At 72.3% G+C, this 6000-nt stretch carries 3 protein-coding genes; all 3 read left to right on the forward strand.

Features of this window, described 5'->3' with window-relative positions; all coding sequences use genetic code 11:
- Positions 1 to 452 precede the first annotated feature (452 nt).
- Complete coding sequence (locus tag ACIG3E_RS40730) at positions 453 to 1424, forward strand: ACP S-malonyltransferase (RefSeq protein ID WP_399626232.1); 972 nt, start codon at positions 453 to 455, stop codon at positions 1422 to 1424.
- Between the two features lie 25 nt (positions 1425 to 1449).
- Positions 1450 to 2532: an arylcarboxylate reductase gene (locus tag ACIG3E_RS40735; protein WP_399626235.1), complete on the forward strand. Its 1083-nt coding sequence runs from the start codon at positions 1450 to 1452 to the stop codon at positions 2530 to 2532.
- 172 nt (positions 2533 to 2704) lie between these two features.
- The coding region (locus ACIG3E_RS40740; RefSeq protein WP_399626237.1) for a beta-ketoacyl synthase N-terminal-like domain-containing protein at positions 2705 to 6000 on the forward strand (3296 nt) is incomplete at its 3' end.

Here is a 6000-nt window from a genome sequence, read left to right on the forward strand (position 1 = left end):
GCGGGAGCCCCGAATGCCATGGAGGCCGCTGTTCCAGCGGCGGGTGGTGCCTGCGGTGACGCGTGGAACGGATCTCGCTGGCTTGTTTGTCACATCGCATTGCCGAGTGGCGTCAAAAGCGCGCTGTGGCCGGATCTGAAAGGCGCCCTTTCGGCGCCGTGGCCTCGGTGTTAAGGTCGCTGCCTCATACGTTAATCCGATCCTGTTTACCTCAGCCCCCGTCGGGGCGGCCCTCGATTTCTCGGTCAGGGGCTTTCGGTCTGCCCGTCTCCAAAGAGGTTCGTTTCTCAAATTTTGAAGATCGATTCACTTGATGGTGGCGTGTGCCATATTCCTTGGGTGTTGTGGATTTCCTCCATAGAGCCTGTGAAGGTCATGGCGGTGGCGGGGGTCGGTGCTGAATTCGCGCGGCGCATGCGGCAAGAGATGTTCAAAGCGCAACAGGAGTGAGCATGGCTCTGGGGTACCTATTCGGTGGCGGTGTGGGTTCTGAACCGCATGGGATCGAGCTGTACGAGTCGTCGGCTGCCGTGCGGACGCTGTACGAAGAGATATCCGAATGGACCGGACTGACCCCCGAGCAGATCCTGCGCGCGGAACTGCCCGAGGGGCGCGAGCGGCGGCAGAGCGCGGGGACGATCCGCGAAGCGGCGCTCGCCGTCGCCGTGCACGACCTGCTCGCCGCGGCCGGGCTGCGCCCGGACGTGGTCGGAGGCCTGAGCCTGGGGGCCATGACGGCCAGCTGCCTGGCCGGGGGCCTGGACCGCAGATCCCTGTTCACCCTGCTGGCCCGGACGGCGGAAGCCCCAGGTCCACGGCCCTCGGACCCCGAAGAGGGCATGGCTCTCGCCTTCGTGCCCGCCGAGGACGCGGGGTCCGCGTGGCCCTGGCGCGGGCGCGCGCACCTCCACCTCGCCGGTGACTTCGGCCCCGTCGCCGACGCCTCGCAGCGCATCATGATGCTCGCCGGGCACCGTGCGGCCATCGAGGAACTGGCCGCCGACGCTCCGCCCGGCACGATCGTGCCGCTGCCCGACCGCGCCATCGGTGTGCACTCGCCGCTGCGCCAGCCTTTCCGCGACTTCATCTCGCCCTATCTGGCGGAGATGCCGTTCACGGCCCCCCGTATTCCGCTGTTCTCCTGCCTGGAGCGCCGAGAACTGAAAACAGCGGACGACGTGCGTCACATGTTCGAGCGGAATTCCACGGATCCGATCAGCCTCGTCGACGTCTACGAGGGCATGCGGGAGCGCGATGTGCGCCTGGGCATCGTAGTGGGCCCCTCCATTCCTGAAGGCGTCCTCGCCTTCCCGTTCCCTGTTGTTCACGTGGAAGCAACAGACCACATTCAACTCGCCGTCAGCCAGGCCTACGACTTGGGGATCGACTTCTCCTTCGTCGGCTCCGACATGCAGGGAGTCTGATATGTGGGCGACCGTACAAGGAGGCGTGCGGGAACAACCGTGCGAAGTCGACCCCGACTTAGTCGTCCAGGACTGGCTCGGCATCGACAGGGACGAATGGACCCGCAGAGTCGTCCGGCGCACCTTCCACCCCGACCACGGCAGCCCCTACTGGCTGCGCCGCCGTGAGCGGCTCGACTTCGAGCCGCTCGACATCACGCGCTACGAGGACCTCACGGCCTTCGGCCCCTTCCCCCTCGCGGAACTGCGCACCCTGGACCCCACGGACCTCGTGCCGCGATCCGTGCCCCGGCCGCTCGCCGGGCGCGTCTGGGACACCGGCGGCACCACCGGCACCCCCTGCCGCCTCTTCTACACCCCCGCCATGATCCGCCACCGCGCGCTCTGGCGCCGCTGGTCCTTCGTCCACGAAGGCTTCGCGCCCGGCCGCGCCTGGCTCCAGGCGACCCCCACCGGGCCGCACCTCATCGGGCACGGCGTCTGGGAGGTCGCCGACCTGTACGCGGGCCGGGTGTACGCCATCGACATGGACCCCCGCTGGGTGAAGCGCCTCATCCGCGAAGGCCGCATGGCCGACGTCCAGCGGTACACCGACCACCTCCTCGACCAGGTCGTGGACGCCCTGGACCAAGGCGCCGTCGACTACGTCAACACCACCCCCGCGCTCTTCGCGGCCCTGTGCCGGCGCGACCCCGACCGCGTCGGTGCCCTCGCCGGAGTGCGCCTGAGCGGCACCCAGATCAACACCGCCATGTACCGCGACTTCCGCGCCGTCCTCAACGGCGGCCTCTGCGGCATCAGTTACGGCAACACCCTCGGCAACGCCGCCTGCCTCGGCGTGCCGGACGACGGCGGCCCGATCCCGTACATGCCGAACTACCCGCAGGTGACGATGGCCGTCGTACGCAAGGACGACTGGCGGGCCGTCGTCGCGCCCGGTGCGGGCGGACAGGTCCGCCTGACCGTCCTGCACGACGACCTCTTCCTGCCGAACGTCCTGGAACGCGACCAGGCCGTACGGCACACCGACAGCCAGTGGCCCTGCGACGGCGTCGCCGACGTCCGTCCGCTCCAGGTCACCAACTCCGCCCCCGAGGGCCTGTACTGACGCAGCGCCCCGACCGACCTCCACCCCGTCACCCCGCCTTCGTCCGCTGAGGCGCGCGCCGTGCCCGTGCCCGGCCGTGCGGATCCGCCGTGCCCCGGCGGGCCCCGCACGGCCGTGTCGCACCGGCGCGCGCCCCGCCGTCCCTGTCCCGTACGTCCTGAGGAGCCATGGCGTGAACGTGCCCGAGTCCCCCGCCGGGACCCCCCTCCTGTGGGCCCTGTCCGCCGCACGGCGGGGCGCCCTGACGGCACAGGCGCGGCGGTTGCGCGACCACCTGCGCGCCCTGCCGCAGTGGCGCCCGGCGGACGTCGGCCTCACCCTCGCCCGCGCCGTGACCACCGCCGGACGGCGCGCCGCCCTGGTGGCGGGCGACCGCGACGCGTTCCTGGAGCGCCTCGACGCCCTCGCCGACGGGCGCGGCGCCCCCGGCCTCACCGAAGGACCCGCAGGGCCCGGCGGCGGCATCGCCTTCGTCTTCCCCGGACAGGGCTCCCAGTGGCCCGCCATGGCCGCACGGCTCCTCGACTCCGCACCCTGGTTCGGAGCGCGCGTGGACGCCTGCGCGCAAGCCCTCGAACCCTTCGTCGACTGGTCCCTCATGGACGTGCTGCGCGCGGCCGACGGCGCGCCCCCGCTGGAGCGGCCCGACGTCGTCCAGCCCGCCCTGTTCGCCGTCGGCGTCGGCCTGGCCGGACTCTGGCGCGACCACGGCGTGGAGCCCGCCGCGGTGCTCGGACACAGCTGCGGCGAGATCTCCGCGGCCGCCGTCAGCGGCGCCCTCTCCCTCGACGACAGTGCCCGTGTCGTCGCCTTGTGGAGCCAGGCCCAGGCGACCCTGTCCGGGCGCGGCGAGATGGTCTCCGTGATGGCGTCCCTCGGCGACGTCGAAGCCCAATTGGCCGACTATGAAGGCAAGTTGGGAGTTGCTGCCGTCAATGGTCCACGCTCCGTGATCGTGTCCGGCGACACCGAGGCCGCCACCGAGCTGACCGCCCGGCTCACCGCCGCGGGCCTGCACGCGCGCCGCATCGCCGTCGGGCTGGCCGCCCACTCCCCGCACATCGACGCCATCGTGCCCCGCCTCCACGCCGACCTCGCCCCCGTCCGGCCGCTCCCCGCCCACCTGCCGTACTACTCGGGCCTTACCGGCGACCTCCTCGCCGAACCGGCCCTGGACGCCGCCTACTGGGCCCGCAACCTGCGCCGCACCGTCCGCTTCGACCAGGCTGCCGCCGCCCTGCTCCGGGACGGCCACCACACCCTCCTAGAGATCAGCCCGCACCCGGTCCTCACCACCGCGCTCCAGGCGATCGCCGCCGAGCACGGCGTCACGGCCCACGTCGGCGCGACACTCCGCCGCGACCACGGCGACCGCACCCAATTCCTCACCGCACTAGGCGAGATGTACGTCCACGGCGGCGTGACCCCCGACCCCGAGGCCCTCCACGAAGGGCTCGACGCCCGGCCCCTGGACCTCCCCGCGGAGCTCCTGGACGCGGCCGACGACTCCGGCGCCGAGGACCCGCGCACGGCCCTCCGCGACGAACTGGCCCCCCTCACCGCCACGGGGCAGCGCGAACGGCTGCTGCGTCTGGTGGGCCACGAAGTCGCCGCCGTGCTCGGCGAACCGGGCCCCGTCGACCCCGACGCCACCTTCACCGGCCTCGGCCTCGACTCCGTCACCGCCGTGGAGATCCGCAACCGCGTCGCCGCCGCCACGGGCGCCGCGTCGCTGCCCGTGACAGCCGTCTTCGATCATCCGACACCGCGCGCGCTCGCCGAAGCGCTGCGCGACGAACTCCTCGGCGGCGCCCGGCGGGAAGCACCCGCCGAGGCGCCCGCGACGGCCATGGACGAGGACCCCGTGGCGATCGTCGCGATGGGCTGCCGCTTCCCCGGCGGCGCCGACACCCCCGAGCGCCTGTGGCGCCTCCTCGCCGACGGCACCGACGCCGTGACGGAGTTCCCCGGCGACCGGGGCTGGAGCACCGCGGGCGCCTGCGCGCCCGAGGACACCGGGCCCGGCCGCCACTACCAGCGCGAGGCGGGCTTCCTGCACGAGGCCGACCGCTTCGACGCCGAGTTCTTCGGCATCTCACCCCGCGAGGCGCTCGTCATGGACCCGCAGCAGCGGCTCCTCCTGGAGACCTCCTGGGAGACCCTGGAGCGCGCGGGGCTCGACCCGCACACGCTGCGCGGCAGCCGCACCGGCGTCTACATCGGCGCGATGACCATGGACTACGGCCCCCGCCTGCACGAGGCGACGGACGGCAACGGCCACCTCCTCACCGGCAACACCGGCAGCGTCGCCTCCGGCCGCATCGCCTACGCCCTCGGCCTGGAAGGTGCCGCGGTCACCGTCGACACGGCCTGCTCCTCCTCCCTGGTCGCCCTGCACCTCGCCGTGCAGGCGCTGCGCCGCGGCGAGTGCGCGCTCGCGCTCGCGGGCGGCGCGACGGTGATGCCGACGCCCGGCATGTTCGTGGAGTTCAGCAGCCAGGGCGGCCTGGCCCCCGACGGCCGCTGCAAGGCGTTCTCCGCACAGGCCGACGGCTTCGGCCTCGCCGAGGGCGTCGGCGTACTGCTCCTGGAGCGGTTGTCGGATGCCCGGCGCAACGGTCATCCGGTGCTCGCGGTGGTGCGGGGCAGTGCGGTGAACCAGGACGGTGCGAGCAATGGTCTGACGGCTCCGAACGGTCCGTCGCAGCAGCGGGTGATCCGTGCGGCGCTCGCGGACGCGGGGTTGTCGGCGAAGGACGTGGACGCGGTGGAGGCGCACGGTACGGGTACGCGCTTGGGTGATCCGATCGAGGCGCAGGCGTTGCTGGCCGCGTATGGCCAAGAGCGTCTGGAGGAGCGGCCGTTGTGGCTGGGCTCCCTCAAGTCCAACATCGGCCACACCCAGGCCGCCGCGGGTGTCGGCGGCGTCATGAAGATGGTCCTGGCGATGCGCCACGGCCTGCTGCCCCGGACCCTCCACCTCACCGAGCCGACACCGTACGTGGACTGGAGCGCGGGTGACATCCGCCTCCTCGCCGAACCGACACCCTGGCCCGCGAGCGACCGGCCACGGCGGGCCGGAGTGTCCGGGTTCGGAATCAGCGGGACGAACGCGCACGTGATCGTGGAGGAGGTGCCGCGGGAGTCCGTGGTCGCGGGGGCTTCCGAGGTGGGTGGGCCGGTGCCGTGGGTGGTGTCGGCACGGTCGCCGCAGGCGTTGCGGGCGCAGGCGGAGCGGTTGCTTGAGGTGTGCGGAGCGGACGACGTACGCGTCGGCGATGTCGCGCTGTCGCTGGCCACGACGCGCTCGCGGTTCGAGAGCAGAGCCGTTGTGGTGGCTGCTAGCCGTGAGCAACTGCTGGTTGGGTTGCGGGCGTTGGCGGTGGGTGAGCCGTCGTCGTGTGTGGTGTCGGGTGGGGTGTCGGTGTCCGGGGGGACGGTGTTTGTGTTTCCGGGGCAGGGGGCGCA

The sequence above is a fragment of the Streptomyces sp. NPDC053474 genome, from assembly GCF_044544845.1.
GTDB lineage: Bacteria > Actinomycetota > Actinomycetes > Streptomycetales > Streptomycetaceae > Streptomyces.

Coding starts and splice junctions, on each gene's coding strand:
- ACIG3E_RS40730 (WP_399626232.1), top strand. CDS start 453: ATGGCTCTGGGGTACCTATTCGGTGGCGGTGTGGGTTCTGAACCGCAT.